Raw genomic sequence first — 24,776 nt, forward strand, 5'->3', positions numbered from 1 at the left:
TCCCCCGCGCGAAGGTGACAGGTATTCAACTTCGTGATCTTCATGTGATCTGTGCGGCATGAACTTGTGACAAGTGATCGCCTGCCGATACGTTCACCCCTCAGCGCGGCGCCGAGCCCCATCCGCCGCGCGGACCCCGCTGTCGCACGAAAGGCTTCCGCATGCTCTCCGGGAACGGCCGTCACCGTCGCCCCCGCCAGGCTCCGGCCCTCCTCGTCGCGGCCGGAGTGACCGGCTCGGCCATCGCCATCCCGCTCCTCGGCGCCGCGAGCGCCAGCGCGGCCGACGGCACCACGTGGGACAAGGTCGCCGAGTGCGAAAGCGGCGGCTCCTGGAGCGCCGACACGGGCAACGGCTACTACGGCGGCCTGCAGATCTCCCAGGAGGACTGGGAGGCCCACGGCGGCACCCGGTACGCCTCCAGCGCCGACCAGGCCAGCCGCTCGCAGCAGATCGCCGTCGCCGAGAAGATCCTGGCCGACCGGGGCACCACGCCCTGGGCGACCTGCGCCCTGCTCTCCGGGCTGACCTCCGACTCGGGCTCCGTGGACGTCGACACCGGCGTCGACGGCTCCGGCGCGGCGGACCCGGGCACGGACGACGCGCCCGGGTCCGGCGACTCCGCCGGGCCCACCGACTCCCCGGGCCCCGCCGGCGGATCGGACCCGTCCGGCCCACCGGACGCGACGCCCTCGGCCGGCTCCGGCCCCTCCTCGGGCGCGGCCGACACCCCGGCCCCGGCCCCGGGTTCGCGTTCGGGGACGGACGGCCACGAGACCGGCAAGGCAGGCAAAGCGGACGGGGCCGGCGATGCCGCCAAGTCGGACACGTCCGCATCCGCCGGACCGGAGGGCGGGGGGAGCGGTGGCCCCACCACCACCGGCTCCGCGACCGGCGATCCGGACGATTCCTGGCAGAGCGGCGGTTCCTGGAGCCTGGTCGACACCGGCTCCCTCGACACCGGCTCCCTCGACAATGGCGGACGCCACCGCGGCGGCAGTGCGGACGAAAAAGTGACAAACGGTCAAAGTGCCGCGCCCTCCGGCCGTCACGCCTCCCGGGGTGCGGACACCTACACGGTCCGGCGGGGTGACACCCTCGCCTCCATCGCCGACTCCCTCGGCCTCGACGGCGGATGGCACGCGCTCTACGCCGCGAACGAGAAGGCCGTCGGCGCCGACCCGAACCACATCTCCGCCGGTCAGACCCTGGAAGTAAGGGCGGAAACAGGCGGAAAGTAGCGGGAGTTGACGTCCCGTTTCGCGACCCATGTCCGTTTTGGCGAAAGTGTGGGATGAGTCTCAGAAGCCCTGATCGTCTTTGAAATTTCGCCGGTCCCGTGTCTACGGTCGTGATCGCTCGTCACCACGGGCCCCGGCGACCGCAACGCCGAATCCTGCCAGCGGTCGCCCGGGAACAGTCGTCGCGTCATGCGCCGCAGGCAGGAGCGGGGGACCCAAGGTAAGCGCCAGGACCGGCAGTTCGGCCGGACCCGGCTAGGGGTAAAGCCACCCTCCCGCAGGAGGGTGGCCGGGCAACTCAACCGGCCCGAACCCGACAGCTCACCTCGCAGGCGTCGGTGAGGGGATCCATCCATGCTGTTTTCCGGCAAGGGCAAGCACCGCCGTCCGTCCAAGGCCGTCCGCGCCGTCGCGCTCGCCGGTGTCACCGGCGCCGCCGTCGCCGCCCCGCTGATGGCGGCCGGCAACGCCTCCGCCGCCACCGCCTCCGAGTGGGACACGGTCGCCCGGTGCGAGTCCGGCGGCAACTGGTCCATCAACACCGGCAACGGCTACTACGGCGGCCTGCAGTTCTCCGCCTCCACCTGGGCCGCCTACGGCGGCACGCAGTACGCCGCCACCGCCGACAGGGCCTCCAAGGCGCAGCAGATCGCCGTCGCCGAGAAGGTCCTCGCCGCGCAGGGCAAGGGTGCCTGGCCGGTCTGCGGCACGGGCCTGTCCGGCGCCGCCTACGGCGGTTCCGCCCCGACCGGCAACTCCGCCCCGACCGGCAGCTCGGCGGGCACCTCCGGCAGCTCGGCGGGCACCTCGGGCGGCTCCACGTCGAACAGCGGTGGCAGCACCGCCGCCCGCTCCGGCGACCAGCAGGCCGCCTCCCGCTCCGCGGAGCGTCCGGCCGCGAGCAGGACCGTCACCACCCCGACCGGCGAGAAGGTCAAGAAGGGCGACGGCGAGTACAAGGTCGTCGCGGGCGACACCCTCAGCACCATCGCCCAGAAGCGCGGCGTCGCGGGCGGCTGGAAGAAGCTGTTCGAGCTGAACAAGGGCATCGTCGAGGACGCCAACCTCATCTACCCGGGCCAGCAGCTGCACCTGAAGTGACATCCGGCGCCCACGGCGGCCTCACCGCCCCCGCGGCACGGGTCCGCACGCCGAACCCCTCGTGAGGGCCCCGCCCCGCCGGCCTCCCGCCCCGGCGCGTCCTTCCCGGACGCGCCGGGGCGGGGCTTTTTCCGCCCGCCCCCCGCGCGCCGCGCCCGCCCCGGGCTCCCCCTTCCCCGCCTCCGGCCCGTCCCGACTTCTCCGGTCCTTCCGGGCACCCCTTTGTTTCGGGCCAAAACAAAAGGTACCGTCGGCATGTCCACGGGACGGTCGGTCGCCGGCCGACGCCCCCGGGACGGTTAGGCTCTAGTCGCAAGGCACACCAGCCCCGCACAACCAGCGTCACATCCACGAAGGAGATGCTCGTGCCGTCCATCGACGTCGTCGTAGCCCGGGAAATCCTGGACTCCCGAGGCAACCCCACGGTCGAGGTCGAGGTCGGCCTCGACGACGGCAGCACGGGTCGTGCCGCCGTCCCCTCCGGCGCCTCCACCGGTGCCTTCGAGGCCATCGAGCTCCGCGACGGTGACTCCAACCGCTACCAGGGCAAGGGCGTCGAGAAGGCCGTCCTGGCCGTCATCGAGCAGATCGGCCCCGAGCTGGTCGGCTACGACGCCACCGAGCAGCGCCTGATCGACCAGGCCATGTTCGACCTGGACGCCACCGACAACAAGGGCTCCCTCGGCGCCAACGCGATCCTGGGCGTCTCCCTCGCCGTCGCCCACGCCGCCTCCGAGGCCAGCGACCTGCCGCTGTTCCGCTACCTGGGCGGCCCGAACGCGCACCTGCTGCCGGTGCCGATGATGAACATCCTGAACGGCGGCTCGCACGCCGACTCCAACGTGGACATCCAGGAGTTCATGATCGCCCCGATCGGCGCGGAGTCCTTCTCCGAGGCCCTGCGCTGGGGCGCCGAGGTCTACCACACCCTCAAGAAGGTGCTGAAGAGCAAGGGCCTGTCCACCGGCCTCGGCGACGAGGGCGGCTTCGCCCCCAACCTCGGCTCCAACCGCGAGGCCCTCGACCTCATCCTCGAGGCCGTCAAGGAGGCCGGCTACACCCCCGGCGAGCAGATCGCGCTCGCCCTGGACGTCGCCGCGTCCGAGTTCTACAAGGACGGCTCCTACGTCTTCGAGGGCAGGAACCGCACCGCCGAGGAGATGACCGAGTACTACGCCGAGCTGGTCGAGGCGTACCCGCTGGTCTCCATCGAGGACCCGCTGTTCGAGGACGACTGGGACGGCTGGAAGACCATCACCGCCAGGCTCGGCGACAAGGTCCAGCTGGTCGGCGACGACCTGTTCGTCACCAACCCCGAGCGCCTCGCCAAGGGCATCGAGGAGGGCGCCGCCAACGCCCTGCTGGTCAAGGTCAACCAGATCGGCTCGCTGACCGAGACCCTGGACGCCGTGGAGCTGGCCCAGCGCAGCGGCTACAAGTGCATGATGTCCCACCGCTCCGGCGAGACCGAGGACGTCACCATCGCCGACCTGGCCGTCGCCACCAACTGCGGCCAGATCAAGACCGGCGCCCCGGCCCGCTCCGAGCGCGTCGCCAAGTACAACCAGCTGCTGCGCATCGAGGAGATCCTCGACGACGCGGCGGTGTACGCCGGCCGCAGCGCCTTCCCGCGCTTCAAGGGCTGATCCCGACCCGGGAGCGGGCCGAGCCAGTCGTCCGTACGTCCCCGCACCCGGTCCCGTACCGTGTGCGGGGACGTACGTGCGTGTGAACGGGAGGCGGGGACATGGCAGTGAAGGGCCGCAACGACCGGGACCGGTTCTCCACCGCGACACGGCTGCGGGCCCTCGGCGAGCAGACGGCGGCCCGGGTCTACCGCTCGCAGACCAAACGGCAGGCCCGCCGCTCCCGGCTCACCGGCCGCGCCGCGCTGCTCGCGCTCGTCCTGTGCTCGCTGATCGTCGCCCTGGCCTACCCGATGCGCCAGTACGTCTCCCAGCGCGCCGAGATCGCCGACCTCCAGCACCGGCAGGAGCAGGCGCGCCGGCGCGTCGAGCAACTGCGGGACCTCAAGGCGCGCTGGCAGGACGACGCCTACGCCGAGCAGCAGATCCGGCGCCGGCTGCACTACGTGATGCCCGGGGAGACCGGGTACGTCGTGATCGACCCCGGCGCGGCCGAGCAGTCCCGCGCCGACCTCGGGGCCGCCCAGCGGCCCTGGTACGCGAACGTCTGGGACGGGGTCGACAAGTCCGACGCCTCCGACCAGTGACCGGCCGCCGGCCGGTGACCGACAGAAAGCCATCCTGAAAGCAGTCATGCACACGCCTCCGCCGCCCACTCCGCGCACCGAGCCCACCGACGCGGACGTGCAGGCCTTCCAGCAGCAGCTCGGCCGTCCCCCGCGGGGCCTGCGGGCCATCGCGCACCGCTGCCCGTGCGGACAGCCGGACGTCGTGGAGACGGCGCCCCGCCTGCCCGACGGCACACCGTTCCCGACGACGTACTACCTGACGTGCCCGCGCGCCGCCTCGGCGATCGGCACGCTGGAGGCGAACGGCGTCATGAAGGAGATGACGGAGCGCCTGGGGAGCGATCCCGAGCTGGCCGCCGCCTACCGGGAGGCCCACGAGGACTACCTGCGGCGCCGCGACGAGATCGAGGTCCTGGCGGGCTTCCCGAGCGCCGGCGGCATGCCGGACCGGGTCAAGTGCCTGCACGTCCTGGTCGCCCACTCGCTGGCCGCGGGCCCGGGGGTGAACCCGCTCGGCGACGAGGCGCTCGCCATGCTGCCCGAGTGGTGGAGCAAGGGCCCGTGCGTGGTGCCCGCCCAGGGGCCGCCGGGCGACGGGTGGCGGACGGAGGCGGCGGAGGACGGCTCGGGACACTTCGCCTCCAAGCCCGTCGAGGAGGGCGGCCGGTGACGCGCGTCGCCGCCATCGACTGCGGTACGAACTCCATCCGGCTCCTCGTCGCCGACGTCGACCCGCGCACCGGCGAGCTGACCGACCTGGACCGGCGCATGACGATCGTGCGGCTCGGCCAGGGCGTCGACCGCACCGGCCGGCTCGCGCCCGAGGCGCTGGAGCGCACCTTCGCCGCCTGCCGCGACTACGCCGGGATCATCGCGGAGCACGGCGCCGACAAGCTCCGCTTCGTCGCCACCTCCGCCTCCCGGGACGCCGAGAACCGGGACGAGTTCGTGCGGGGCGTCGTCGGTATCCTCGGTGTCGAGCCCGAGGTCATCACCGGCGACCAGGAGGCCGAGTTCTCCTTCACCGGCGCCACCGGGGGGCTGGCGGGCCGCGACGACCTCGGCCGGCCCTACCTCGTCGTGGACATCGGCGGCGGCTCCACCGAGTTCGTCGTCGGCGACGACCGCGTGCGGGCCGCGCGGTCCGTGGACGTGGGCTGCGTGCGGATGACCGAACGGCACCTGGTGCGGGACGGCGAGGTCGCCGACCCACCCGCCGAGGAGCAGATCGCCGCCATGCGGGCGGACATCGAGGCCGCCCTGGACCTCGCCGAGCGGACGGTCCCGCTGCGTGAGGCGCGCACCCTCGTCGGCCTGGCCGGCTCGGTCACCACCGTCTCGGCCATCGCCCAGGACCTGCCCGAGTACGACTCCGCGCGCATCCACCACTCCCGGATCCCCTACGACCGCGTCCGCGCGATCACGGGAGAGCTGCTGCGCTCCACGCACGCCGAGCGCGCGGCGATCCCCTCCATGCACCCGGGCCGCGTCGACGTGATCGGTGCGGGCGCCCTGGTACTGCTGGCGATCATGGAGCGGATCGGTGCCGGGGAGGTCGTCGTCAGCGAGCACGACATCCTCGACGGCATCGCCCACTCCACGGCGAGCGAGGTGCGCTGAGGGGCGGTGCCCGGCGGTCTCGGTGTCGGTGGGGCGTCACAGGTTGCGGTAGACGTCCCGCCGGTCGCCCACCTTGACTACGAGGACGACGAGTTCACCATCGTTGATCTGATAGGCGACCCGGTAGCTTCCGACCTGGAGGCGGTAGAGGCCCGACGGGCCGGTGAGCTTCTTGACGTCGGCGTCTTGGCGGTACGGGTCGTCACCGAGTGCGGTCAGTGCGGTCAGGATGCGCATGGCGTCGGGCCTGGAGATGGCCCGGAGCTGCCGCTGCGCCGCCGTGGTGAACCGGAAGGCGTACTTCACGCCGCCTCGCCGTCCTGCTCGCTGAACAGGTCCGCCAGCAGTTCCGCCATGGTCACGGTGGTGCCGCCCTCGGCCAGCACCGTTTCGGCCTCGCGCGCCAGCATCACGTCGGCCGCTTCCTCCAACGCCTCGAAGTCCGAGATCGGCACCACGGCTGCCACCGGGGCGCCGTTGCGGGTGATGACAGTCGGGACGCCTTCCTCAGCCCGGTTGATGTGGTCGGCGAGGTGTGCGCGGGCTTCCCGTACGGTCACGGTGTTCTCAGTCATGAGGCCAGTGTACGCAAGTGTGTGTACACGTGGGTGTCTGGAGGGAGTCGCGTCCGTGCGCGATCCTCGACGGCATCGCCCGGTCGACCGCACAGGAGCCGGTCGGGCGGCGCGGGGAGGCCCTTTCCGGCCTCTTTCCTGCTCGGCGGCAGCCTCGCCTGAGCAGGTGGGACATCGTGTGAGCGACCCCCGCGCCCACTCCGGCGGCACCCCGCCGGGAAAGTTCGTGAAGTTCTTCACAAGAGATTCGGGTCCGGCGGACGATCAAAGAGCCCCCCGGGGGCCGTTCGGGGGCCCGGCGGGCTCCGGAGGGTGCTCGCGAGGGCGACGGGCGGGGCTCGTGGGCGGCCCCAGGGAGGGGGGTTTCCGGAGCGCCTCACGGGACTCGAAAAGACCCGGAAAAGCAGCTCACGCGCCCTTGACAACGGGGCGAAGCGGTCTTTGGTTCCACCGCGCCGACGCGACCTGCGCCGCACGGGTCGCGGAGTTTAACACAGGCTCTGTCGGACCTTGTGAAGGGGCGCACGAACCCCCCTCCCGCGGCGGGTGGATACTCGATGCCATGAGCACCACGGAGCGTCCCAGGATCCTCGTAGTAGGCGGTGGGTACGTAGGCCTGTACGCAGCTCGGCGCATCCTCAAGAAGATGCGCTACGGCGAGGCGACCGTCACGGTCGTCGACCCCCGGTCGTACATGACCTACCAGCCCTTCCTCCCCGAAGCCGCCGCCGGCAGCATCTCCCCCCGGCACGTCGTCGTCCCGCTGCGACGCGTGCTGCCGAAGGCGGAGGTCCTTACCGGTCGGGTCACCACCATCGACCAGGACCGCAAGGTCGCCACGATCGCCCCGCTGGTGGGCGAGGCGTACGAGCTGCCCTTCGACTACCTGGTCATCGCGATGGGCGCGGTATCCCGCACCTTCCCGATCCCCGGCCTCGCCGAGCAGGGCATCGGCATGAAGGGCATCGAGGAGTCCATCGGCCTGCGCAACCACGTCCTCGAACAGCTCGACAAGGCCGACTCCACCCACGACGAGGAGATCCGCCGCAAGGCGCTCACCTTCGTCTTCATCGGCGGTGGCTTCGCGGGTGCGGAGACCATCGGCGAGGTCGAGGACATGGCCCGGGACGCGGCCAAGTACTACAAGAACGTGTCCCGCGAGGACATGCGCTTCATCCTGGTCGACGCCGCCGACAAGATCCTCCCCGAGGTCGGCCCCAAGCTCGGCCAGTACGGCAAGGAGCACCTGGAGAGCCGGGGCGTGGAGATCTACCTCTCCACCTCCATGGACTCCTGCGTCGACGGCCACGTGGTGCTGAAGAACGGCCTGGAGGTCGACTCCCACACGATCGTGTGGACCGCGGGCGTCAAGCCCAACCCGGCGCTGACCCGCTTCGGCCTGCCGCTCGGCCCGCGCGGCCACGTCGACTGCGAGCCCACGCTCCAGGTCAAGGGCACGGACTACATCTGGGCCGCCGGCGACAACGCACAGGTCCCGGACCTCGTCGGCCGCAAGGCGGGCAACGAGAACGCCTGGTGCCCGCCGAACGCCCAGCACGCGCTGCGCCAGGCCAAGGTCCTCGGCGACAACGTGGTCTCCGGCATGCGGGGCTTCCCGCAGAAGGAGTACAGCCACGCCAACAAGGGCGCGGTCGCGGGCCTCGGCGTGCACAAGGGCGTCGCGATGATCGTCATGGGCAAGATGAAGATCAAGCTCAAGGGCCGTCTCGCCTGGTACATGCACCGCGGCTACCACGGTCTGGCGATGCCGACCTGGAACCGCAAGATCCGCATCTTCGCCGACTGGACCCTCGGCATGTTCCTCAAGCGCGAGGTCGTCTCCCTCGGCGCCGTGGAGAACCCGCGCGAGGAGTTCTACGAGGCCGCCAAGCCGGCGCCGGTCGCCGCGAAGACCGAGGAGAGGGCCAAGGCCTCCTGACCTCACACGGTCGCCGGACCACCCGAGGGACCTCCCGCCATCCGTGGTGCGGGAGGTCCCTCGGCGTTCCGGGAGCCGGCCAGCTGCATGCTCTGTACAGCTATTTTGCTGAGTCGTAACTCCTTCGCGGGACTGCGCCGAGCACTCCGCGATGTTTACGTGGTGAACGACATCCGGGATCCGCTGTTTTGGAGGTGTGCGCCATGGCCGACGCCGCGTCGCGGCTGAGGAGTCTTGCCGAACAGGCGCTGGGAGCACCGCTCCCGGTGCGGCTGCGGGCGTGGGACGGATCGCAGGCGGGGCCGGCCGACGCGCCGGCGCTCGTCCTGCGCAACCGCCGCGCCCTGCGCCGCATGCTGTTCAAACCCGGCGAACTGGGCCTGGCCCGCGCCTGGGTCGCCGGCGACCTGGACGTCGAGGGCGACCTGTACACGGCCCTCGACGCCGTGGCCGGGCTGGTCTGGGAACGCGACGAGGACGCCCGCGGCCTCGTCCAGGCGCTGCGCGACCCGGACGTGCGGGCCGCCGGGCGGGAGCTGTTGAAGCTCGCCGGGCCGCCCGTCCCGCCCGCCCCGCCCCGCGAGGAGGTCCGCAGGCCCCGCCGCGGGCTGCACACGCGCCGCACCGACAAGCGGGCCATCAGCCACCACTACGACGTCGGCAACGACTTCTACGAGATCGTCCTCGGCTCGTCCATGGTGTACTCCTGCGCCTACTGGGAGCCGGACGCGACGCTGGAGTCGGCCCAGCGCGACAAGCTCGAACTGGTCTGCCGCAAGCTCGGCCTGACACCGGGGCAGCGACTGCTGGACGTCGGCTGCGGCTGGGGCTCGATGGCCGTCCACGCGGCCCGGGAGCACGGCGTGAGCGTCGTCGGCGTCACCCTCTCGCAGGAACAGGCGGCCTACGCCCGCAAGCGCGTGGCCGACGAGGGCCTGACCGACCGCGTGGAGATCAGGGTCCAGGACTACCGGGACGTCGTGGACGGCCCCTACGACGCGATCTCCTCCATCGGCATGGCCGAGCACGTCGGCGCCGAACGCTACCTGGAGTACGCCAGGAACCTGTACGCCCTGCTCAAGCCCGGCGGCCGGCTGCTCAACCACCAGATCGCCCGCCGGCCCCGGCGCGACGAAACGGCCTACGAGGTCGACCCGTTCATCGACTCCTACGTCTTCCCGGACGGCGAACTCGCCCCCGTCGGCACCACCGTGACCCAGTTGGAGCGCGCCGGCTTCGAGGTCCGGGACGTGGAGTCGATCCGCGAGCACTACGCCCTCACCCTGCGCCGCTGGGTGACCAACCTCGAGGCCGACTGGGACCGCGCGGTCCGCCTCACCACCCCGGGCCGCGCCCGCGTCTGGCGCCTGTACATGGCGGCCTCCGCGCTCGCCTTCGAGCGCAACCGCATCGGCGTCAACCAGGTCCTCGCGGTCCGCACCCCGGAGTCCGGCCGGTCCGGCCTGCCGCTGCGCACCCGCACCTGGAACGCCTGACACACCCCGAGGGGGCCGCGCTCCGTCACGGAGCGCGGCCCCCTCGGGCCGCGCGCGGCTATTCGGCCCTGATCGCCGCGAGCATGTCCAGACCGGCCGCCCGCCGGGCCGGCCACAGCGCGGCCGGTACGCCGACCACCGCCGCCAGCAGCAGGAGGAGCGCCATCCGGCCCAGGGCGGGACCAGTTCGCACGTCGGCATCCTCGCGCCCAGCAGTTCACCGGCCGCCCAGCCGAAGAACACCCCCAGCGCGAGGCCCAGCACCCCGCCGAACAGGGAGATCACCAGGGACTCCAGGCGGACCATGCGCCGGACCGCCCTGCGCTCCAGGCCGACCGCGCGGAGCACGCCGATCTCCTGGGAGCGCTCGAAGACCGACATGGCCAGGGTGTCGACGACCCCGAGGACGGCGACGACCACCGCCATGCCGAGCAGGCCGTAGACCATGTACGGTGTCCAGCCACTGCCGGTCCGGCTTGCGGCCCGCGATGTCCATCGGGAGGGTGACGTTCTCCAGGGCGGTCAGCGTCGGCAGCAGGTTGAACGCCTGGAAGATGAAGCCGATCCTGTCCCGGCGCAACCTGGTGAGCTGCTTGTCCTTCAGGGAGCCCGGTTCGGTCCCGCCGATCCGCACGAACCCCGAGGAGAAGGTGTCCGGACCGGCCACCCAGTGCATCAACGTGGACCTGCCGGAACCCGACGGCCCCATGATCGCGGCGAACTCGGCCTGCCGGGAGTCGACGGAGGCCCGGTCCAGCGCGACCACCCGGGTCTCGCCCTGGCCGTAGGTCTTCGACGGCTCCGTGGCGCGCGCGGCCACGGCGGTGTTCCGGTCGGCTGTGCGTGTGGTGGTCACGGGGCGGCGCTCCTGCCGGGACGGCGTTCGCGGGGACCGGTTCATCGTCCCGGCCGCCGGCGCCCGTGCAGTCAGTCGCTGTTCCGGTTCCGGGGGCGACTCGGGTCGCGCGGAGCGGCTCCGGGTCATACCTGGGGAGGAGGGACGACCCCGGGAGCCGCCGGCCCGCCCGCCCGTCCGCCGGCCCGCCCGTCCGTCCGTCCGTCTGCCCACCTGTGCCGCCTCTGCCGGAGAACGGCGCCTTGTACCCGTCCGGTCGAGAACAGGTGGAGCGCCCTCGTTCGGTAGGTGAAATTCCGTCATTCCGCGTACGCGCGCGGACGCGCCCCGTCACGCTTTTGGCAAGTGTGGATGGCCGTACCAGGGTCTGATGCACCCTCAGACATCAATAAAATAAGACAACATCGGCCGGTCCCGTCCGCTGTGCGAGGGACGCCGCCCGATAGGCTCTGGATCTCCAAGCGGACCCCAAGGCCTGCCCGGATGGTGGAATGCAGACACGGCGAGCTTAAACCTCGCTGCCCCTCGCGGGCGTACCGGTTCAAGTCCGGTTCCGGGCACTACCGCCTTCACCGCGAGTGATCAATGGGAACGGTGTGTGCCCGTTTCCGGCTCCGCCTCCGGCCCCGGTCGTGCGCCCCGGCTCGTCCCGCCTCGCGCACCCTGTTCCCCCGGCGGCGCTGCTTGCACCGCGGCCGGCCTCCCGATCACCCCGGTCCGAACGCAGCCGGGACCATCGCCGCCGTTCCCGTCCGCCCGTCGACGGCGGATGCGCCCCGCCCGGACCCCATCCCCTTCGGCGCCCGCCTCCGGCCGGCCCGGCCGGAACGGTCCGCCTCCCCGCGCGCCGCCGGGCGGCCCCGCCGGGGCCCGCACGGGGTTCCCGCTGGACCGGGGCGGGAATGAGAGCTTCCGTGGCCGGGCATCAGGCTTCCACGCGGCGTGGTGCGCGGGCCGGCAGGGGAAGGATCACCCTCAAGTAGGACGAGCCGTCTTTTGCCAATCCATTACTCTGGAGCCAAGGCCGTGTCGTGCGGCCATGGAGGAGTGAAATGAGGAGCAGCAACCCGGTCTTCTCGCGACGGGGGTTCAGCCGCGACAACGGCTACGCCGGCTTCAACACCGCAGCGCAGGCCGGGTACGCGCAGGGCAACCCGTACGCGCAGAACCCCTACGCCCAGAACCCCTACGCCCAGCAGGGCGCGCAGTACGGCGCGCCGCCGCAGGCCCCGGCCGCCACCGGCCGGATGACGATGGACGACGTCGTCCTGCGCTCGGCCCTCACGCTCGGCACGGTCGCCGTCGGCGCCGTCCTCGCGTGGGCGCTGCTGCCGGTCTCGGGGACCAGCTACGGCCTGGCCTTCGGCGCCGCCATCATCGCGATGGTCCTGGCGCTCGTGCAGAGCTTCAAGCGGACCCCGTCGCCCGCGCTGATCCTGGGGTACGCCGCCTTCGAGGGCGTCTTCCTCGGTGTCATCAGCGAGATGTACAACAGCCGCTGGAGCGGCGCCCCCTTCCAGGCGGTGCTGGGCACCATGGCGGTCTCGGCCGCGACCCTGCTCGTCTACAAGGCGGGCTGGATCCGCGTCACCGCCCGCTACGCCCGGATCGGCATGGCCATCGCCGTCGCGTTCGTGCTGGTCATGGCGGTCAACCTGCTGCTGGTCGCGTTCGGCGTCGCCGAAGGCGGCGGCCTGCGCAGCTTCGGCCCGCTCGGTGTGGCCGTCGGCGTCATCGCGATCCTGCTCGGCGCGTTCTTCCTGACCCTCGACTTCAAGCAGATCGAGGACGGCATCGCCTACGGCGCTCCGCGCGACGAGTCCTGGCTCGCCGCGTTCGGCCTCACCCTGACCCTGGTGTGGATCTACGTGGAGATGTTGCGACTGGTGGCGATCTTCAACAACAACGACTAGCCGGTCCCACCTGCCGTGTGCGGAGGGCCCCGGGTGACCCCGGGGCCCTCCGGCGTCCTAGAGCAGCTTCCGCGCCGCCCTCCTGAGGTCGTACTCGTGGACGATCGCCTTGGCGTGGCCGTACGCCAGGTCGTGTTCGGCCCGCAGCCAGCTGACCTTCTCCTCGAAGCGGAAGAGGGCTGGACCTTCCTCGACGGTGCGCAGCCAGTCGGTGACTTCACGACCGGTGCAGTGCGGGATGCGGGCGAGCAGGTTGCGGTGGGTCTCCTCGGAGAAGAGTTGGGACATCGGCGCCTCCGAACGCAAAGGGGATGTAAGCCGGTCCTTGACGCCACCGTGCCCGAGCGTCCGCCTCTTGGCAACAGTGCGGCGCGTTACGCTCGGCGCGTGGTTGATACGACGCCCCTGAGCCGAGCCGTGGATCATTTCGCCGACCGGTTGCGGGCGGCCCCGCAGAGCCGGCTGCAACGCAGCGCCGCCGCGGAGGCGCTGGCGCTGGCCAGGGAGTTGGCCCGGTGGGCGCAACGCGTCGAGGAGCCGTCCGCTGAACCCCGGGAGATGCCGGACGCGGGGATGTTCGCGGCGGCCGACCAGATCCTGGTGGCCGCGCACGACCTGGCCCTGGTGCTGGAGAGCGAGGAGCAGGTCGGCGAGGCGGTCCGGCTGGTGGAGGAGGCGCGCAAGAGGGCGGGCGTCTGAGGCGCGCGGGCGCCGGCGCACCCGCCCCGTCCGCTCGCACCGCCGCCCCGGAAGGACGCGTCCGTCAGAACGACGCGATGACCCTGTCCGCCAGGATGTAGACCGTGTCCTCGCCGCAGGTGAAGGTCAGGGTGTAGGCGCCGGAGATGCCGGAACCGCCGAGCAGGTACGGCGTCCCGCCCTCCCGCAGGGCCGCCGCCAGGCGCTCGGCCGTCTCGCGGTGGCCCGGGGTCATGCACAGGGTGGTGCCGTCCGTGAAGACGTACACGTCGAGTGTGCCCAGGGGGCCGGGGCGCACGTCGGAGAGTTCGGTGCGGTCGGCGGCCAGGCGCTCCAGGGTGTCCACCGTGCGCTCGTGGTCGTTGGCGACCGGCGACTGCACCGGGACGAAGTCGGGGTGCGAGGGGTGGCGGCGGCGGGCCGCGGCCAGCTCCGGGGACTCGCTCCCCGCGGGGGCACCGCCGGCGAGGTCCTCGGACTCGGCGGTCGGTTCCGACACCGGCTCCAGGCCGGCGAAATCGGCCTGCCGGGGCAGGAACAGGTCCGCGTCGGCCAGGCCCAGCAGCGAGGGCGCGTCGGAGGCGTCGCGCGCCTCCTGGGCCGCCCAGAACGCGCGCGCCTCCGCCAGCTCCCGCTCCCGCTCCTCGGCCAGCGCCTCGGCCACGGCCGCGCGTATCTGCTCGGCGTCGGCGGTGGTGCGGGCGGCGGGCAGCAGCGCGCGCAGGGCGGCCGCCTGGTTCTCGGCGAGCTGCGCCTGCAGCTCGCCGAGCTGGCGGCGCAGTCTCAGCACGGTGCGCAGGACGGCGACGCCCACGGCGCCCGTGGCGGCCGTGGTGAGCAGCAGGGCGATCGGCATGGCGCTCACTGACGTACTCCCAGGTTCAAAGTCGACCCCGACTTCCTACATCAGCTTGAAGGGCGGACTGACCGCCTGTCAGTGCGTAACGTCACGAAATGGGCGGGATTTTGATCGCGCCGTTTCCGGGTTCGCGGCACTGACCTGCGAAGACGCCCCCGGCGAGGGAGATAGGTCACATCCTGGGGGAGATTGGATCACAAAACGGCCCGGAAATCGGGCGTTGTCCGGTTTCCGGGCCGCTTCCTGACGTACGGTGGCCGGTTGGCTACCGAAGGTGGGTCAGCTGAGGCGCTCGATGACCATCGCCATGCCCTGGCCGCCGCCGACGCACATCGTCTCCAGGCCGAACTGCTTGTCGTGGAACTGGAGCGAGTTGATGAGCGTGCCGGTGATGCGGGCGCCGGTCATGCCGAAGGGATGACCGACGGCGATGGCGCCGCCGTTGACGTTGAGCTTGTCCAGGTCGATGCCCAGGTCCTGGTAGGAGGGGATGACCTGGGCGGCGAAGGCCTCGTTGATCTCGACCAGGTCGATGTCGCCGACGGTCAGGCCGGCCCGGCCCAGCGCCTGCTTGCTGGCCTCGACCGGGCCGAGGCCCATGATCTCCGGGGACAGGCCGGAGACGCCGGTCGACACGATGCGGGCGAGCGCGGTGAGGCCCAGCTCGCGGGCCTTGGTGTCGGACATGATGACGAGCGCGGCGGCGCCGTCGTTGAGCGGGCAGCAGTTGCCGGCGGTGACCAGTCCGTCCGGGCGGAAGACCGGCTTGAGGCCCTGGACGCCCTCCAGGGTGACGCCGGGGCGCGGGCCGTCGTCCTTGCCGACCACCGTGCCGTCGGGCAGGGTCACCGGGGTGATCTCACGGGCCCAGAAGCCGTTCTTGATGGCTTCCTCGGCGAGGTTCTGCGAGCGGACGCCGAACTCGTCCATCTCCTGCCGGCTGACGCCCTTCCAGCGGGCGAGGTTCTCGGCGGTCTGGCCCATCGCGATGTAGGCGTCCGGGACGAGGCCGTCCTCGCGCGGGTCGTGCCAGGTCGTGCCCTCCTGCTGGGCGACGGCGGCGGTGCGGGCCTCGGCCTCGGCGAAGAGCGGGTTGTGCGTGTCGGGGAGGCTGTCGGAGTTGCCCTTGGTGAACCGGGAGACCATCTCGACGCCGGCCGAGATGAAGACGTCGCCCTCGCCGGCCTTGATGGCGTGCAGCGCCATGCGGGAGGTCTGCAGCGAGGAGGAGCAGTAGCGGGTGATCGTGCAGCCGGGCAGGTGGTCCATGCCCATCTGCACGGCGACGATGCGGCCGAGGTTGTTGCCCTGCTCGCCGCCCGGCAGGCCGCAGCCCAGCATCAGGTCGTCGATGTCCCGGGGGTCCAGCTCGGGGATCTTGGCGAGCGCGGCCTGGATGACGGTCGCGGTCAGGTCGTCCGGGCGCAGGTCCTTGAGGGAGCCCTTGAAGGCGCGGCCGATGGGGGAGCGGGCGGTCGAGACGATGACGGCTTCGGGCATCACGGCTCCAGTGGCGTGCGAGGTGTGGGCGGACCGGTTGGGAAGTTACCCGGCCGTAGGCTTCCGGTCACCGGTGTTGCGGTGTGACACTCACCGCATCTTACTAAGCGCTTGCTTTTTCGTGTCGGTCCGGGGGCCCCGCCGCAGGAGCGCCGCCGCACCCTCCGGCCGGCCGGGCCGGAGGGGCGGGTGCCGGTCACGCCGGCCGGGTCGCCGGCTCGGCCTCCGGCACCCGGCGCCGGCGCCTGCGCTTCAGCAGGGCCCACGGACCCCGCGGCCCCGTCGGCATCGCCGCCGTCACCTCCGTGCCCGCCTCCGAGGCGGCCTCCGCCGCGGCGCGGGCGACGGGCAGGAACCCCTCGCGGCGGGACGCGTCCGGCCGCTCCTCCTCCGCCGGCCACAGCCCCAGCGCCGCGCACACCGTCGGCAGCACCGCCATCGCCGCCGTGGCGTACCCCTCCGCCGAGGGGTGGTAGCTGTCCGGCCCGAACAGCTCCCGCGGGTTCGCCGCGAACTCCGGGCCCAGCAGGTCGCCCAGCGACACGGTCCGCCCGCCCTGCCCGACCACGCCGATCGTCTGCGCCGCCGCCAGCTGCCGCGAGGCCCGCCGGGCCAGCCAGCGCAGCGGCTGCCGCACCGGCTCGATGGTGCCGAGGTCGGGGCAGGTGCCCACCACCACCTCGGCACCGGCCGTGCGCAGCCGCCGTACCGCCGCCGACAGGTGCCGTACCGAGCGCGTCGGCGGCATCCGCTGCGTCACGTCGTTCGCCCCGATCATGATCACGCAGACGTCCGGGGCGGGCGCGGGGGAGGACAGGACCAGCGCCACCTGGCGGTCCAGGTCGTCCGACCGGGCCCCCGGCAGGGCGACGTTGCGCAGTTCCACCGGGCGTTCGGCCACCGCCGCCAGTCCCGACGCGAGCAGCGCGCCCGGTGTCTGCCCGGCCCGGTGCACGCCCTGCCCGGCGGCGGTGGAGTCGCCGAGCATGGTCAGCCTCAGGGGCGGTTCGCCGGGGGTGTCGTACCCGTGCCCGTAGACGCCGTCGGCCGCCGGTACCCGGCCGCCGCCGTTGCCCACACGGCGCCGGGCCTGCCTCAGTTCGGCCAGCAGCAGGCCCACCGCGGCCGCGCCGGCCAGCCCGGCCCCGCCGCCCCCGTAAGCCGCTCCGGCTGCGATGCGCCGGGCCACCCGCGCCCTCGACGTGCTCGTCATGCCTGCCCGCCACCTCCTCGTAGCCGTACACCCACTCCTTGCCCCGTACCGACCGTGCGTCAATCCCAACGGGGAGTGAACGCCCGTCCCGCGCCGTGCGGGGGCCTTAGGCTGGCGGGACCACCACGACCACATTTTTTGCAAGCAACCGGAGACAACGGTGCGATTCCACGACTCGATGATCAGCCTCGTCGGCGACACCCCGCTGGTGCGGCTCAACAACGTGACCAAGGGCATCCAGGCGACCGTCCTGGCCAAGGTGGAGTACTTCAACCCGGGCGGTTCCGTGAAGGACCGCATCGCCCTGCGCATGATCGAGGCCGCCGAGCAGAGCGGGGAACTGAAGCCGGGCGGCACCATCGTCGAGCCGACCAGCGGGAACACCGGTGTGGGCCTGGCCATCGTGGCTCAGCAGAAGGGCTACCGGTGCATCTTCGTCTGCCCCGACAAGGTGAGCACCGACAAGATCAACGTGCTGCGCGCGTACGGCGCCGAGGTCGTCGTCTGCCCGACCGCCGTGGCGCCCGAGCACCCGGACTCCTACTACAACGTCTCCGACCGCCTGGTCCGCGAGACCCCCGGCGCGTGGAAGCCCGACCAGTACTCCAACCCCAACAACCCGCTCTCCCACTACCACTCGACCGGTCCCGAGCTGTGGGAGCAGACGGAGGGGCGGATCACCCACTTCGTGGCGGGCGTCGGTACCGGCGGCACCATCTCCGGCACCGGCCGCTACCTGAAGGACGCCAGCGACGGCCGGGTCCAGGTGGTCGGCGCCGACCCCGAGGGCTCCGTCTACTCCGGCGGCTCCGGCCGGCCCTACCTCGTCGAGGGCGTCGGCGAGGACTTCTGGCCCAGCGCCTACGACCGGGCCGTCGCCGACGAGATCGTCGCGGTCTCCGACAAGGACTCCTTCCAGATGACCCGCCGGCTCGCCAAGGAGGAGGGCCTGCTCGTCGGCGGTTCCTGCGGCATGGCCGTCGTGGCCGCGCTGCGCGTCGCCGAGCGGCTCGGCCCGGACGACGTCGTGGTCGTCCTGCTCCCGGACAGCGGGCGCGGCTACCTCAGCAAGATCTTCAACGACGAGTGGATGGCGGACTACGGCTTCCTGGAGGACGAGGGCCCCAGCGCCCGCGTCGCCGACGTCCTGAGCGACAAGGCCCACGGCGCCATCCCCTCCCTGGTGCACATGCACCCGGAGGAGACCGTCGGCCAGGCCATCGAGGTGCTGCGCGAGTACGGCGTCTCGCAGATGCCGGTCGTCAAGCCGGGCGCCGGCCACCCGGACGTGATGGCCGCCGAGGTCGTCGGGTCGGTCGTGGAACGGGAGCTGCTGGACGCCCTGTTCTCCCAGCGGGCCTCCCTGGAGGACCCGCTGGAGAAGCACATGTCGGAGCCGCTGCCCCAGGTCGGTTCCGGCGAGCCGGTCGGCGACCTGATGTCGGTGCTCGGCTCGGCCGACGCGGCGATCGTCCTGGTCGAGGGCAAGCCCACCGGGGTGGTCAGCCGACAGGACCTGCTGGCCTTCCTGGCCAAGGGCGGCAACAGGTAGCGGACCCGCGGCGAACACGCGGTGACCTCGGCCGATCGGGCCGTGTCGGAAGTGGTACGAGCGCGTCACGCGCGCGCAGCACCCGCTTAACACGGGCCCGGCACAGTAGTGGGTGCCGGCAGGGCGGGAGCGGCTCCCCGCCCGGGCCGGCGCCGAACGGCGCCAAGGACCTCCGGAGCGGCTCCCGGACCTCCACGGACGCCAAGGACGCGCAAGCCCGGTCCTGACCCGGCCCGCGTCCCCCGCGGGGACCGCCGTCGTCCCGCCCCCCGGAAACGGGGGTGCGGCGGTCCCCGCGCAACTCCTCCCCGCCGCCCGCGACCGCCGTCCGGTCCGCTCCCCTGCGGCCGGTCCGCCGTCTCGCCGGGTTCCCCGCGGGCCCGCACGGCGGCGACCGGCTCCTTCGTGAGGTCGGCGTCCCCCGACTCCAGCGGGCTCATGCGGCCACCCCAGGAAGCGCGCCCGGCCGCCGCACCGGGGTGAACCCCCTTTCCCGCGGGGTGGTTCCCGGCCGGACCGCTGCGGTGCCGCCGCTCTCGCTGTATAAAGGTATGCAGATCCGTCACGTGTGAATAGTTGGGTGGTGTCCGCCCGTGTCCCGGCGCCGTACCCTCCCGGACGTCGAGGACACCGGGAGGGGGAGTACGTCATGAGCGCGACCGACAGTGCCGCGACCCGGCTGCAGGCGCTCTTCGAGGGCCACCGGCTCACGCCGACCCAGCGCCGCATCGCCCACAGCATGGTGCGGCGTGCCGCCGACGTGCCCTTCCTGTCCAGCGTGGAGCTGGCGGAGCTGGCCGGGGTCAGCCAGCCGTCGGTGACCCGGTTCGCGGTCGCCCTCGGCTTCGACGGCTATCCGGCCCTGCGCAGGCACCTGCGCGAGGTGGTGCCCGCCGAACCCGCCCCCGAGGCGGGTTCCCACAACGAGTACCAGCAGGCCGTCGAGGCCGAGATCGAGAATCTCAGGCACCTCGCGGAACTGCTCGCCGACCCCCGCCCGGTGCGGGAGGCCGGCCGGGTCCTGGCCGCCTCCCGGCCGCTGCCGGTGCTCGGGCTGCGCGCCGCCGCCTCGCAGGCGTACGGCTTCGCGTACTTCGCCGCCAAGGTCCACCCGGACGTCCGGCTGCTCAACGAGGGCGGCACGATGATCCAGGACCGTCTGGACGCGGCCGTCCGCGCGGGCGCCACCGCGCTGCTGTGCTTCGCGCTGCCCCGGCACCCGCGCGAGGTCGTGGACACCCTCGCCTACGCCAGGGGGGCGGGCCTGACCGTCGTCACGGTCGCCGACTCCGCGTTCGCGCCCGTCGCCGGACACTCCGACCTGCTGCTGCCCGCCGCCGTCGGCACCGGGCTCGCCTTCGACACCGCGTGCGCGCCGATGCTGCTCGGGCGGGTGCTGCTGGAGGCGGTCTGCGACGGCCTGCCGGACGCCCAGGCCCGCCTGGAGGAGTTCGACGCCCACGCGGCGGCCCGCGGACTGTTCGTGGAGTGACCTCCGGGAGGCGGCGGGCCGCCCCTCTCAGACTCGTCTCACGTTCTGCCGTTAACTTGCTGCGCGCAGACACAGGTACCGGATGGAACTCGTGACACGGGGAGGCCGACGTGGCGCGTGGAGGACAGGGGCTGGCCCGGGTGGCCGTCGTCGTACGGGCCGGAGCCGCACCGCTGTGGTGGACCGGGGCGTGCGCCGCGGGGATCGGGGTGCTCCCGCCCGGGCTGACCGGGCGGCGGACCGGGGTCGCGGCGGGGGCGGTGCTGTTCCTGCTCGCCGCGGCCGTCGTGGCGCTGGCGCGGCGCAAGCGGTACGCCCTCCTCGCCCGCGGGGCGGTCCGCGCGGGCAAGTACGACGTCCTGCAGGACCGTGCGGTGACCGTGCGCACCTGGCGCCGGGGGCACCGCTGGTGGCTGCTGCTGGCCTTCGCCGTCGCGCTCGCCGGCTCCTTCGCCGTCCCCGCGGCCGGCGGGATGCTGCTCGCCGGGGCCGGTACCGGGCTGCGGCTGAAGGCCGCCTGGCTCGGCCGGCGGGAACGGGCCGGGGACACGCTGCTGTGGGTGCGCGTCGACTGGCTCGACGAGCGCGGCGGGCGCCCGGCGGGCAGGTCCGTCAAGGGCCTGCGCGGTACGGGCATCGCGGCCGGCGACGCGGCCCCGGGCGGGGCGCGCCGCCGTACCGCCGCGCTCGTGTGACCCGGCGGGCCGGTCAGACCTCCAGCTCCTCCTCGATCCGCTTCAGCCGGTGCCGGGCCATCGCCAGGTTGGCCCGGCCGGAGTCCAGCACCAGGTAGAGGAACAGGCCGTTGCCGCCGCGGCCCTTGAGCAGGCGGATCAGGTGGTACTGGTCGGACAGGGTGATCAGGATGTCCTCGATCTCGGTCTTGAGGCCCAGGTGTTCCATCGTGCGCATCTTGGCGCGGATGACGTCCGTGTTGCCGGCGGCCGCCACGTTCAGGTCGAAGTTCTTGCTGCCGCCCATCGTGCCCAGCGCCATTCCGCTGGTGTAGTCGACGAGCGCGACGCCGGTGGCGCCCTCGATGGAGGTGAGCGCTTCCTCCAGTGCGGCCTCGGTGTTGGCCATGGTGTCCTCTCAGCTGTCGGTTGCGGCGCGCGCGTCGGCGGCCGTGGCGCGCGGCGCGCGCGGGGTGCGGGTGCGGGCCGGCGGGGTCCTGGCGGCGGGTGCGGCCGGGCCGGCGGTCCGGGCCGCGGCCTCGGCGGCGTCCAGCAGCTCTCCCAGGCGGGTCGCGGAGCGGCGGCCCTCCAGGTGCAGCCGGCCCACGTTGACCCGGTCCTGGGCGAGCAGGGTCAGCACGGCGGTGCGGCCGGCCGCGTAGGTGGCGACGTAGCCGTGCTCGCCGCGCACCAGCAGTTCGCGGAAGTCGCCGTTGCCGGTGGCGTCGGCGACCCGGACGGCCACGCCGAGCGAGGCCGCGGTGAGCGCCGCCAGGCCCTCCGGGTCGACACCGGGGGTGTCGTGGGCGACGACGAGTCCGTCGACGCCGGCCGTGAGGGCGCCGGTGAGCTGCGGCACGCGGGCGCGCAGCCGGCGCAGTTCCTCCAGCACGGCCTCCAGGTCCACTCCGGCCACCATCAGCTCTCTCCTCTCGGCGGGGCGGTACCGCTCACAGCGCCTCCAGCGCATCCCTGAGCCTCTTCAGCAGCGTGACGTCGGGGTCGGTGACCGTGAGCGGGGGAGCCGGGACGGCCGGGGGCGGCGGGCCGGACGCCGCGGGAACCGGGGCGAGCAGCCCGGCCGCCGCCAGCCGCCGTACGTCCACCAGCGTGTGGAACGCCTGCCGGCCCAGGTCCCGGGCGATCTCCGGGGCCGTGCGGACCCCGTCCACCCGGTCCAGGACCGCCCGCCGGCGCGGGGGGACCGGCACCGGCGCGGCCGGGTCGGCCCGGACCAGCGGGGCGCTGTCGGTCGCCGGGTCGGGCCACAGCCGGTGCAGCAGCAGGCGGCGGCGCAGCGTCTCGCGTTCCAGCGCGACGACCGGGACCGGGGGCAGCGGGCCGGGGTCGGGCACGCCGTCGTAGTGGAAGCGGCCCGGGACGCCGCTCGGCGCCAGCGCGAAGAACCCGGCGTCGTACAGCGCGTCCAGGTGGCACAGTTCCAGCGCGCCCGCGGGCAGCAGGCCGGCGTCGAGCAGCAGGCGGACGGTTCCGGGGACGTCGGAGGCCCGCCGCGCCGCCCGCTGCCAGGCGGTGGCGGCGAGGGTGCCGTGGGCCGTGAGGAGCACGTCGAGGCCCGGGGCGTGGGGGCTCTCGGCGTGCACCACGCGGCCCCGGGCCAGGTACAGGGTGCCGTGCTCGCGGACGAGGACGCCGGTGGCCCGCTCCTCGGCGAGCCGGCCGAGCATCGGCGACAGGGCGCCGGCGGTCCGGTCGCCCGCGGTGGCCTTGTCCCGCACGGGCAGCGGGGGAGGGGTGGCCACCGTGATCATCCCAGCACCAGCCGGGCGGCCACCTCGCCGAGCCGGATCCGGGCGAGCGCGAGGTTGCCGTCCTCGCGGCCGACCCACAGGTGCAGGAAGACGCTGCTGTCGAAGGACGTGTCCACGAAGCGCAGCAGGTGGTAGCTGTCGCGGTTGCTGATGATGACGTCCTCCACCGGGGGGCGCCCGTCCCCGTCCGCGCCGGCGGTGAAGGCGCCGTGCTCGGCGGCCATCCGGGCCAGTTCGGCGGCCTCGGCGGCGGTGGTCTCGTGATCACCGCCGGGGGCCTCCCCGACCGTGCCGAGGGCGAGTCCGCTCGTCCAGTCCACCAGTGCGGCCCCCCGGGCACCGGGCAGTCGCATCGCTTCCAGCAGGCACGCGTCGATTCCGGGCACCGTGGTTCCCCTCCCGCCTGGGCTCCGGCCGAGTGACCACGACACTACGCATCGTGTGTGCGGCGGGTGAGGTGTTTGGCAATTTCCGGTGGAACATGCGTCCGATCCACCGGGATGGATCAACTGGCTTGCCACTCAACCGAGTTGTCCCGTACGCCGGACACGCCGGGAGGACGGGTCAGCGCCTCCCGGGGCCCGCGGGGCGATGAGCGCGGACGCCTGCGCCCCGCCGGACTCGGCCACCACCTGCGCCACCGTCTGCGGCTCCCGCACGGTCGCGAAGGCCACGGACCCGGGCCCGTCCACCGTGAAGCCGTGGACGCCGGGCCGCGCCAGGGAGTTGTAGGCGTAGTGGTGGGCGAAGTAGTACGCGCCCGTGTCCAGCGCCGCCGCGTAGTCCCCCTGCTCCAGCAGGGGCAGCGTGCGCCCCTCGGCGAGCAGGTCGCCGGAGAAGCAGGCCGGCCCCGCCACGTCCTGGACGGTCCCGGGGCACGTCTTGGGCCGCCCCCCGGCGTCGTACGCGGCGATCCTGAGCGGCCACGCCCCCGGCGCGTACACCGTCCGGGCGGCGACCTGCACGCCCGCGTGCGTCACCGCTATCCGCCGCCCGCCGGCGCTCTTGGTGTACTCCACCCGGGCCACCACCGTGCCGTTCTTGGCCAGCAGCGAGCGCCCGAACTCGGTCACCAGCCCGTACCGCCCGTCGAACAGCCCCGGCACCTCCCCGGCCAGCAGGCGCGCGTACTGGGCGTACGTCGGCGTCGTCGCCTCCGACGCGAAGTTCACCGGCAGTCCGCCGCCGAGGTCGAGCGTGTCGATCTGCCGCCGCCCGGCGCGCGCGTTGACCTCCTCCGCGAGCGCGTACGTCCGCGCCACGCCCCGCGCCATCAGCGACAGCGGGACGCCCTGCGAACCGGTGTGCGTGTGCAGCCGGGTCAGCCACGGCCGGTCCAGGAAGGCCCGGACGACCCACTCCCGGGCGCCCTCGTCCCGCAGCGCCACCCCGAACTTGGAGGTCCGCGTGGCCGTCGAGGTCGCCCCGATGGTGCCGCCGCCGACCTGCGGGTTGACCCTGAGGCCCAGCGGCGAGCCGGTGGGTGCCGCCCGTACGAGGGCGTCGAGGCGGTCCAGCTCCTGGGGGTTGTCGGCGTTGACGGCGATCCCCAGCGCCAGCGCCTCGCGCAGCTCGGCCGGGGTCTTGGCCGGGGAGTCCAGCACCGTGCGGGCCGGTGGCACCCCGGCCGCCCGCGCCAGCGCGAGCTCCCCCGCGCTCGCCACCTCAGCGCCGATGCCCTCCGCGTGCAGCAGCCCCAGCACCGGCACCAGCGGGGCCGCCTTCACCGCGAAGGCGTGCAGCACCGGCGTCCCCGGCGCCACGACCGCGTCGAACGCCTCCTTCAGGGCCGCCGCCGACCCGCGGATGCCGGTGACGTCGAGGAGTCCCACCACGGCCGTGTCCGGCCCCAGCAACCCCTGCTCCACCGCCGCCCGCACCGCCTCGTCGCGCCGTGCGGCGCGCCCCCGGGCCTCCTGCTCGACGTCCCGTTCCACGGCTCCCCCGTCCTGTCGGGTCCTTCCGGTGCCTCCAGCCAAACATCCCCCGGGCGCGGGCGCGGGCACCTCCCTGTATTGACTAGGTCTATTCAGGCAGACAGGATGTGAATATACGCAGT

At 73.0% G+C, this 24,776-nt stretch carries 24 protein-coding genes, 1 tRNA gene, 2 pseudogenes and 1 riboswitch; of the genes and pseudogenes, 14 read left to right on the forward strand and 13 right to left on the reverse strand.

Translation table 11 applies throughout. The features are described from left to right. The first annotated feature begins 161 nt into the window (after window positions 1-161). The 6 genes from QQY24_RS18780 to QQY24_RS18805 all read left to right on the forward strand — a co-directional run bounded on the left by QQY24_RS18780 (window position 162) and on the right by QQY24_RS18805 (window position 6,177). Complete coding sequence (locus tag QQY24_RS18780; RefSeq protein WP_301973846.1) at window positions 162-1,241, forward strand: transglycosylase family protein; 1,080 nt, start codon at window positions 162-164, stop codon at window positions 1,239-1,241. Window positions 1,242-1,423: 182 nt separating this feature from the next. Continuing rightward, window positions 1,424-1,591: riboswitch (cyclic di-AMP (ydaO/yuaA leader) on the forward strand. Window positions 1,592-1,595: 4 nt separating this feature from the next. Beyond that, on the forward strand, window positions 1,596-2,342 hold the full coding sequence (locus QQY24_RS18785) for a transglycosylase family protein (protein ID WP_301973847.1): 747 nt from the start codon (window positions 1,596-1,598) through the stop codon (window positions 2,340-2,342). A 365-nt stretch (window positions 2,343-2,707) separates the two neighbouring features. Further along, window positions 2,708-3,988, forward strand: coding sequence for a phosphopyruvate hydratase (gene eno / locus QQY24_RS18790; protein WP_301973848.1), 1,281 nt, complete (start codon window positions 2,708-2,710; stop codon window positions 3,986-3,988). 101 nt (window positions 3,989-4,089) lie between these two features. Further along, entirely contained in the window at window positions 4,090-4,575 is a 486-nt protein-coding gene (locus QQY24_RS18795; RefSeq protein WP_301973849.1) for a septum formation initiator family protein, read from the forward strand. A 46-nt stretch (window positions 4,576-4,621) separates the two neighbouring features. Then, window positions 4,622-5,227 (forward strand): DUF501 domain-containing protein, encoded by a 606-nt coding sequence (locus tag QQY24_RS18800; RefSeq protein WP_301973850.1) that lies wholly within the window; start codon window positions 4,622-4,624, stop codon window positions 5,225-5,227. Beyond that, entirely contained in the window at window positions 5,224-6,177 is a 954-nt protein-coding gene (locus QQY24_RS18805) for a Ppx/GppA phosphatase family protein (protein WP_301973851.1), read from the forward strand. The genes QQY24_RS18800 and QQY24_RS18805 overlap by 4 nt, the downstream gene beginning before the upstream one ends. A 36-nt stretch (window positions 6,178-6,213) precedes the next feature. Here the strand turns inward: QQY24_RS18805 and QQY24_RS18810 are convergent, their stop codons facing one another. Further along, window positions 6,214-6,483, reverse strand: coding sequence for a type II toxin-antitoxin system RelE/ParE family toxin (locus QQY24_RS18810; RefSeq protein ID WP_301973852.1), 270 nt, complete (start codon window positions 6,481-6,483; stop codon window positions 6,214-6,216). Further along, window positions 6,480-6,752, reverse strand: coding sequence for a type II toxin-antitoxin system Phd/YefM family antitoxin (locus QQY24_RS18815; protein ID WP_301973853.1), 273 nt, complete (start codon window positions 6,750-6,752; stop codon window positions 6,480-6,482). Before QQY24_RS18815 ends, QQY24_RS18810 begins: the two co-directional genes overlap by 4 nt. Before the next feature lie 562 nt (window positions 6,753-7,314). Between QQY24_RS18815 and QQY24_RS18820 the strand changes: the two genes are divergently transcribed. Continuing rightward, the gene (locus tag QQY24_RS18820) at window positions 7,315-8,691 is read left to right on the forward strand and encodes an NAD(P)/FAD-dependent oxidoreductase (RefSeq protein WP_301973854.1); all 1,377 of its coding nucleotides are present in this window, start codon (window positions 7,315-7,317) and stop codon (window positions 8,689-8,691) included. A gap of 203 nt (window positions 8,692-8,894) precedes the next feature. Then, on the forward strand, window positions 8,895-10,187 hold the full coding sequence (locus tag QQY24_RS18825; protein ID WP_301973855.1) for a cyclopropane-fatty-acyl-phospholipid synthase family protein: 1,293 nt from the start codon (window positions 8,895-8,897) through the stop codon (window positions 10,185-10,187). A gap of 58 nt (window positions 10,188-10,245) precedes the next feature. On the opposite strand, the pseudogene QQY24_RS18830 reads toward QQY24_RS18825, so the two are convergent. Beyond that, window positions 10,246-10,634 (reverse strand): annotated as a pseudogene (locus QQY24_RS18830) (ABC transporter permease); the annotation flags it as partial. Next, a pseudogene (locus tag QQY24_RS18835) lies at window positions 10,627-11,043 on the reverse strand (ATP-binding cassette domain-containing protein); the annotation flags it as partial. The pseudogenes QQY24_RS18835 and QQY24_RS18830, both read right to left, overlap by 8 nt. A gap of 477 nt (window positions 11,044-11,520) precedes the next feature. Here QQY24_RS18835 and QQY24_RS18840 point away from each other — a divergent pair. Further along, window positions 11,521-11,603: transfer RNA gene (locus tag QQY24_RS18840), tRNA-Leu, on the forward strand. A 492-nt stretch (window positions 11,604-12,095) separates the two neighbouring features. Then, window positions 12,096-12,956: a Bax inhibitor-1/YccA family protein gene (locus QQY24_RS18845; protein ID WP_301973856.1), complete on the forward strand. Its 861-nt coding sequence runs from the start codon at window positions 12,096-12,098 to the stop codon at window positions 12,954-12,956. Window positions 12,957-13,013: 57 nt separating this feature from the next. Here the strand turns inward: QQY24_RS18845 and QQY24_RS18850 are convergent, their stop codons facing one another. After that, window positions 13,014-13,244: a DUF4287 domain-containing protein gene (locus QQY24_RS18850; RefSeq protein ID WP_301973857.1), complete on the reverse strand. Its 231-nt coding sequence runs from the start codon at window positions 13,242-13,244 to the stop codon at window positions 13,014-13,016. A 99-nt stretch (window positions 13,245-13,343) separates the two neighbouring features. Between QQY24_RS18850 and QQY24_RS18855 the strand changes: the two genes are divergently transcribed. Next, window positions 13,344-13,655: a hypothetical protein gene (locus QQY24_RS18855; protein ID WP_301973858.1), complete on the forward strand. Its 312-nt coding sequence runs from the start codon at window positions 13,344-13,346 to the stop codon at window positions 13,653-13,655. 64 nt (window positions 13,656-13,719) lie between these two features. Here the strand turns inward: QQY24_RS18855 and QQY24_RS18860 are convergent, their stop codons facing one another. The 3 genes from QQY24_RS18860 to QQY24_RS18870 all read right to left on the reverse strand — a co-directional run bounded on the left by QQY24_RS18860 (window position 13,720) and on the right by QQY24_RS18870 (window position 17,227). Then, window positions 13,720-14,520: a hypothetical protein gene (locus QQY24_RS18860; RefSeq protein WP_301973859.1), complete on the reverse strand. Its 801-nt coding sequence runs from the start codon at window positions 14,518-14,520 to the stop codon at window positions 13,720-13,722. A gap of 273 nt (window positions 14,521-14,793) precedes the next feature. Beyond that, window positions 14,794-16,014 carry an acetyl-CoA C-acetyltransferase gene (locus QQY24_RS18865; RefSeq protein WP_301973860.1) on the reverse strand — a complete coding sequence of 407 codons (1,221 nt, stop codon included), beginning with the start codon at window positions 16,012-16,014 and terminating at the stop codon, window positions 14,794-14,796. Between the two features lie 196 nt (window positions 16,015-16,210). Continuing rightward, window positions 16,211-17,227 (reverse strand): SGNH/GDSL hydrolase family protein, encoded by a 1,017-nt coding sequence (locus tag QQY24_RS18870; protein ID WP_301973861.1) that lies wholly within the window; start codon window positions 17,225-17,227, stop codon window positions 16,211-16,213. A 160-nt stretch (window positions 17,228-17,387) separates the two neighbouring features. Here QQY24_RS18870 and QQY24_RS18875 point away from each other — a divergent pair, with 160 nt between their 5' ends. The 3 genes from QQY24_RS18875 (at window position 17,388) to QQY24_RS18885 (ending at window position 20,966) form a co-directional block, all read left to right on the forward strand. After that, window positions 17,388-18,779: a cystathionine beta-synthase gene (locus QQY24_RS18875; RefSeq protein ID WP_301973862.1), complete on the forward strand. Its 1,392-nt coding sequence runs from the start codon at window positions 17,388-17,390 to the stop codon at window positions 18,777-18,779. Window positions 18,780-19,428: 649 nt separating this feature from the next. Next, window positions 19,429-20,271, forward strand: a complete 843-nt coding sequence (locus QQY24_RS18880) for a MurR/RpiR family transcriptional regulator (RefSeq protein WP_301973863.1) — start codon at window positions 19,429-19,431, stop codon at window positions 20,269-20,271. A 110-nt stretch (window positions 20,272-20,381) separates the two neighbouring features. Continuing rightward, entirely contained in the window at window positions 20,382-20,966 is a 585-nt protein-coding gene (locus QQY24_RS18885; protein WP_301973864.1) for a hypothetical protein, read from the forward strand. A 13-nt stretch (window positions 20,967-20,979) separates the two neighbouring features. Here the strand turns inward: QQY24_RS18885 and QQY24_RS18890 are convergent, their stop codons facing one another. From QQY24_RS18890 to QQY24_RS18910, 5 genes are all read right to left on the reverse strand, one after another. After that, window positions 20,980-21,354, reverse strand: coding sequence for a hypothetical protein (locus tag QQY24_RS18890; protein WP_301973865.1), 375 nt, complete (start codon window positions 21,352-21,354; stop codon window positions 20,980-20,982). 9 nt (window positions 21,355-21,363) lie between these two features. Beyond that, the gene (locus tag QQY24_RS18895; protein ID WP_301973866.1) at window positions 21,364-21,864 is read right to left on the reverse strand and encodes a roadblock/LC7 domain-containing protein; all 501 of its coding nucleotides are present in this window, start codon (window positions 21,862-21,864) and stop codon (window positions 21,364-21,366) included. A gap of 31 nt (window positions 21,865-21,895) precedes the next feature. Then, window positions 21,896-22,717, reverse strand: coding sequence for a transcriptional regulator (locus QQY24_RS18900; RefSeq protein ID WP_301973867.1), 822 nt, complete (start codon window positions 22,715-22,717; stop codon window positions 21,896-21,898). Next, on the reverse strand, window positions 22,714-23,103 hold the full coding sequence (locus tag QQY24_RS18905) for a hypothetical protein (RefSeq protein WP_301973868.1): 390 nt from the start codon (window positions 23,101-23,103) through the stop codon (window positions 22,714-22,716). The genes QQY24_RS18900 and QQY24_RS18905 overlap by 4 nt, the downstream gene beginning before the upstream one ends. A 135-nt stretch (window positions 23,104-23,238) precedes the next feature. Next, a complete protein-coding gene (locus tag QQY24_RS18910) occupies window positions 23,239-24,654 on the reverse strand; it encodes a diaminopimelate decarboxylase (RefSeq protein ID WP_301973869.1) in 1,416 nt (471 codons plus the stop codon). Between the last annotated feature and the right edge of the window lie 122 nt (window positions 24,655-24,776).

The sequence above is a fragment of the Streptomyces sp. TG1A-8 genome, from assembly GCF_030499535.1.
In the GTDB taxonomy this organism is placed as follows: Bacteria; Actinomycetota; Actinomycetes; order Streptomycetales; family Streptomycetaceae; genus Streptomyces.

What these genes read in the sequence shown, in the direction of transcription:
- QQY24_RS18890 (WP_301973865.1), bottom strand. Translation starts at nt 21,354, where the DNA reads ATGGCCAACACCGAGGCCGCACTGGAGGAAGCGCTCACCTCCATCGAG.
- QQY24_RS18815 (WP_301973853.1), bottom strand. Translation starts at nt 6,752, where the DNA reads ATGACTGAGAACACCGTGACCGTACGGGAAGCCCGCGCACACCTCGCC.
- QQY24_RS18795 (WP_301973849.1), top strand. Translation starts at nt 4,090, where the DNA reads ATGGCAGTGAAGGGCCGCAACGACCGGGACCGGTTCTCCACCGCGACA.
- QQY24_RS18820 (WP_301973854.1), top strand. Translation starts at nt 7,315, where the DNA reads ATGAGCACCACGGAGCGTCCCAGGATCCTCGTAGTAGGCGGTGGGTAC.
- QQY24_RS18850 (WP_301973857.1), bottom strand. Translation starts at nt 13,244, where the DNA reads ATGTCCCAACTCTTCTCCGAGGAGACCCACCGCAACCTGCTCGCCCGC.
- QQY24_RS18845 (WP_301973856.1), top strand. Translation starts at nt 12,096, where the DNA reads ATGAGGAGCAGCAACCCGGTCTTCTCGCGACGGGGGTTCAGCCGCGAC.
- QQY24_RS18900 (WP_301973867.1), bottom strand. Translation starts at nt 22,717, where the DNA reads ATGATCACGGTGGCCACCCCTCCCCCGCTGCCCGTGCGGGACAAGGCC.
- QQY24_RS18880 (WP_301973863.1), top strand. Translation starts at nt 19,429, where the DNA reads ATGAGCGCGACCGACAGTGCCGCGACCCGGCTGCAGGCGCTCTTCGAG.
- QQY24_RS18865 (WP_301973860.1), bottom strand. Translation starts at nt 16,014, where the DNA reads ATGCCCGAAGCCGTCATCGTCTCGACCGCCCGCTCCCCCATCGGCCGC.
- QQY24_RS18785 (WP_301973847.1), top strand. Translation starts at nt 1,596, where the DNA reads ATGCTGTTTTCCGGCAAGGGCAAGCACCGCCGTCCGTCCAAGGCCGTC.
- QQY24_RS18800 (WP_301973850.1), top strand. Translation starts at nt 4,622, where the DNA reads ATGCACACGCCTCCGCCGCCCACTCCGCGCACCGAGCCCACCGACGCG.
- QQY24_RS18825 (WP_301973855.1), top strand. Translation starts at nt 8,895, where the DNA reads ATGGCCGACGCCGCGTCGCGGCTGAGGAGTCTTGCCGAACAGGCGCTG.
- QQY24_RS18780 (WP_301973846.1), top strand. Translation starts at nt 162, where the DNA reads ATGCTCTCCGGGAACGGCCGTCACCGTCGCCCCCGCCAGGCTCCGGCC.
- QQY24_RS18870 (WP_301973861.1), bottom strand. Translation starts at nt 17,227, where the DNA reads ATGACGAGCACGTCGAGGGCGCGGGTGGCCCGGCGCATCGCAGCCGGA.
- QQY24_RS18895 (WP_301973866.1), bottom strand. Translation starts at nt 21,864, where the DNA reads ATGGTGGCCGGAGTGGACCTGGAGGCCGTGCTGGAGGAACTGCGCCGG.